A 3996-nucleotide genomic window follows, 5' to 3' on the forward strand; every position below is an offset into this window, starting at 1 on the left:
AGCAAGGGGTGGCGAAGCCAAGGACGGCTAGCAACGCGAACGCTGTCCTGATCATTTATGGCCTTCTGACTGCTCTCAATGCAGAGAATAGACGACGGCGCCCACAACGGAAATGCGTAGCTGTAACGGCCTATGTCCGCAGTGGGTCAGTTCGAGGCTTCGGACCCACCGGATTGAATGTCTGCATTCTCGCGCGTTCTTACCGGAATCGGTCGGACCGCTTCCGGCCGATCCCGGCCATTGGCGAGCGCCTGCTGATTGGTTTTGACCCTAGGAGAAGCCCTTGATGATYGGCTTGSCGACKCATCGGCAGCCGATTTCCTCGCCCGGYTGGATGTAGCGTTTCACCGCCGGGTCATACCAACCGACCGAAATSTTATAGCGGACCTTGTCGCGRCCAGCCTGGACGTGYGTGGGGCGCRGCTCATGGCCGCCGCCACTGTGCATCCACTCGGCCTCGTCAAGGCCGACCTCGGTCAGACGCACCTTGTTGAAAGCCGCCGTGGCCTTGTTGTTCTGGTCGAGCGCGATGAAGGCCGCGCGCCGCTTCGTGACGCCAAGCCTGCCCTCCAGGTCCTTGGTGACCTGACCGACGTCGCGGCCCGTCTGCACGCCTCGCATGACGATGCCTTCGACCTGGTCGAAATACTGCGACGGGATCGACTTGATCAGCGCCACGTTGGCGTGGATCGTGGCGTCGACCACGTCTCGCATCGCAGCGGTCATCTTGAACTCGACCGAGATGCCGCCATCGCGCAGGATCTTGCGCAATGCGTCGCTGGAACGCTTCTCGACCGACAGCGCGAAATAGTCGCCCAGCTGCTCGGACGCGACGTCGAAGCGCTTGGTCCACTGAGCGGCGAGTTTGCGGATCGACCGACGCAGCGCATCCGCCGGCGTCTCGTCCTGCGCCATACGGGGCGTATTGGCCCGGTAGGAGGCTCGGAGCCAGTAGACCACGCTATCGCTCATGGCCTCGACAAGGCGCGTCAGCCGGCCCTGGTAGGCCGCCCTAATCCCGGCGTTGGGCCGGACCGGGCGTAGAACCTTTTCGTTGCGCTTGGCCGTCCTTCGGCTTTGGAGGCCCGACATCACGATCCCTCAGCGTCTCGGCGATCTCGCGATCGTCGGGCGTCTGTGTTTTGAGGAGTTCCCAGAGGTTGAGCGTAATCAAGCGGTGCCGCTGTTGGCCGTTTCGTAGGCGGTACTATCTGCCGGCTCCTTGGGATTGGCAACACCGTCTCTTTTGTGGTTCGTCGCGGCCGAAATACTGCTTGGGCCCGGTGTCGACCGTGAGCCTGTGGGCTACCGCGCGGTGGTTCCGATCATGGAGCAGTCGAACACCGGGCCGCCTGCCAAATAGGAGGCGAGCCTGGGTCCCGAGACAAGGCCAGCGATCTCCCGAACCAGTTTTTGCCGAATTGCGACTTCGAATAGGTTGAGGTCGTCAATCCCGATCACGAATGCGTCTGGGCCACCGATGACGCAATGCTCGTAATAGAGGCTCAGATAGCGCGCGCCATAGGATTGAAAGGCGTTGGAACCACCGCGCCGCAGCGACACGGGCAGGCCGTTGATGGTGATGCCGGAGCCTGTCAGTCTGTCCCGTATAGGCGCGACCGGCAGGCCGGCATTGTTGGGACCATCGCCCGATACATCGATCACCCGGCGCGCGSCTACGGTGCGGCTCTGCGAAAACAGGTCACCCGCCGACAGAAAGGCGCCCGAAATGGAGGTCCCTGGCTGCSCGCTAATAGGCTYGATTGCCAAGGCATCGGCGAACTGTCTTGCKTCGGCRTAGCTACCGACAATCGTCCAGGGCAGGAGGACGCGCTGATAGTTCGGSCCAGCCCATTCGAGATACGAAACCGCGACCTTACCGCGTGCGCCCAATCCTATGGCTCTSGCGAGGTCCGGGTGCCGAAATGCATTGACGTAACCGTCGCGCTGAATCCGTTGCTCGGACAGGCTCATCGAGGATGAAACGTCCACAGCGAGGACCAGTTCAAGATCGACGCCGAGCTTTCCGGGTTCGGCCCCCGTCGATGGGGAGCAGGGACAGCTGGCGAGAAGCGCCAGTGCCATCAGGCACGATCTTGTCGACCGCCGTATTGTCGGCAGGTCGGGTCGAATTTTCCAGCCAAACGATGTTGTCATCCGGCACTGCCCCCGGCGCCACAGGCGCGATCTCAGCAATCCAATGGGGAGTGTGCGTTGGCTTGTGACGGCGCACTTCACCCGATTGGGTGAGGGCGCCACTCAAAGTCKTGAGGGCACGCGCAAGCGCGATAGSAGTGCCGTGAGCTCGGCCTGGCGATGCGTTCCCGTTTTGGCGAGGATAGCCCGAAGTTGGGTTCGCGCGGTTTCACGGCCAATCGCCAATCGGGCRCYCGCSGCATCGATTCCGTCGCCGGAGCTCAGGCTTGAGGCCAGTCGCGCTTCGGCCGCCGTGAGTTGAAATGTYTGGCCGAGCAACCGTTCCGATGGCGCCCGTTCCCTCACAAGGTCGGTGAAGCAAAGCAGAAAGTCGCCGCCATTGAACAARTCGCGCACGAATGAAGTCATCGGCACGATCTCGGCAAGAAGCCAAAACGATCCGCCRCGGGCGATGACTTCCGGCTCGGCCGGAGACCCTCCGTCCGGTGCGCTTGAGACAGCAGCCTCGATCATCCGCTGCAGGCGGCGATCGCTCTCCCGATCCGCTGCGTGGATGCGGCCGTGGCGCACCACAAGGTCGGAGCCGAACAGAGCATCCGCATGCTCGTTGCATCGCGTCAAACAGCCCCGACGATCAAGCAGCGCCGCGCCAAAATTGAACTGGTCGAGGACGGCCAGGGTCGGGTCAAGCGAAACCTCCCAGATTTTCTCGGCCAAGCTGACGATCCGGCTCAGGTCCGGCGCCACGCGCAGGAAATAGTCGGCCTCGGATAAATCAAAGGGTCCTCTGCGATCGTCGCGGTACATTGACAGGATCCACTTGCGTTTTTTCACCACAAAGTAGACGCCTGCCCACCACTCGCGGTGCCCGGGGCGAGCTATTTCCTGATAGTAGGGAAGAACCTTTCTTTCCTCGGCGGTGGTGATTTCGTCCTCGACGGTGAAGCAGATTGCGGGCTTTGCAAGCCGCTTCAACCTTTCGCAATAGAGGTCGGGAGCGCCTTCGATGCGCTTAAGCCAGAGTGCGCCGAATTCAGCATGTTCCGTCGAGTCCGGGGTCAGTCTGGTCCGGTTGCGCTGATCGGTCTGAAAAGGGTGCGTGACATCACAGGTGCGAATAACGCAACTCGTCGCCCCTAGGGAATCCGCAAGTTTTTGAAGCGCCTCCGGCCACCGCCCAAATTCGAAAGCGGCGCCGTAGCAATCCTCGATCGCGGGCGCGATTGCCCGATTGGCAGCCATATAAGTCTACCTTGGGATGGATACACGCGTTCATAAGTACCACAGATCCGGCAAAACCTGGAATGGCGATGCCGCTGTCGAGGTCCCGGCCTCCTTGCAAAGCCGTTCAGGCGATGACTAGGCTCGATCATTTTGAACGCTGGAACCCTTGGTCGGGTGCTCTGAGGTCACGAATGAAACGTCCGCTCTTGAAGATACGCGGCCCGAAGCTGCCGGTCCGCTCTCGGCCCGAAGCTGCGCGTCAGCAATGCGCCCCATCTCAGCCGTATAGATCAGCTTTGCCGTTTCCTGAAAGCTGACGTCGCAGGGGAACGCGCTGGATGCTACCGGGGAAAATTCAACAGCGCAGCTGAGATTCGCGGGGACCGCATTGAGAGCCGAACGCTATGCTGCCGCCTTAAGCGTCTGAAGTCCGTCGCGAATGTTGAATACCAGTTGGTCGGCGCAGGCCAAGTCAACATTCAGATGGGTCACAATTCGAACGATTCTTTCTCCGAATGCACCGACACGAAAGCCTCTCGTGTCAAGAAAGCTGACCAGTTGCGAAGCAGTAGGGCCCTCGGATGAAATCCTAAAGATGACGATGTTCGTTTCAAC

The 3996-nt window shown here is 60.9% G+C and carries 3 protein-coding genes and 1 pseudogene; all 4 read right to left on the bottom strand.

The window, feature by feature from the left end:
- Positions 1 to 270 precede the first annotated feature (270 nt).
- On the bottom strand, positions 271 to 1092 hold the full coding sequence (locus ACXJ7R_RS26740) for a phage minor head protein (RefSeq protein WP_457154450.1): 822 nt from the start codon (positions 1090 to 1092) through the stop codon (positions 271 to 273).
- Positions 1093 to 1305: 213 nt separating this feature from the next.
- On the bottom strand, positions 1306 to 2085 hold the full coding sequence (locus tag ACXJ7R_RS26745) for a DUF1194 domain-containing protein (RefSeq protein WP_457154451.1): 780 nt from the start codon (positions 2083 to 2085) through the stop codon (positions 1306 to 1308).
- A 174-nt stretch (positions 2086 to 2259) separates the two neighbouring features.
- Positions 2260 to 3399: a helix-turn-helix transcriptional regulator gene (locus tag ACXJ7R_RS26750; protein WP_457154452.1), complete on the bottom strand. Its 1140-nt coding sequence runs from the start codon at positions 3397 to 3399 to the stop codon at positions 2260 to 2262.
- A gap of 384 nt (positions 3400 to 3783) precedes the next feature.
- Positions 3784 to 3996: pseudogene (locus tag ACXJ7R_RS26755) on the bottom strand (hypothetical protein); the annotation flags it as partial.

It is taken from the genome of Mesorhizobium sp. P5_C1, assembly GCF_054049815.1.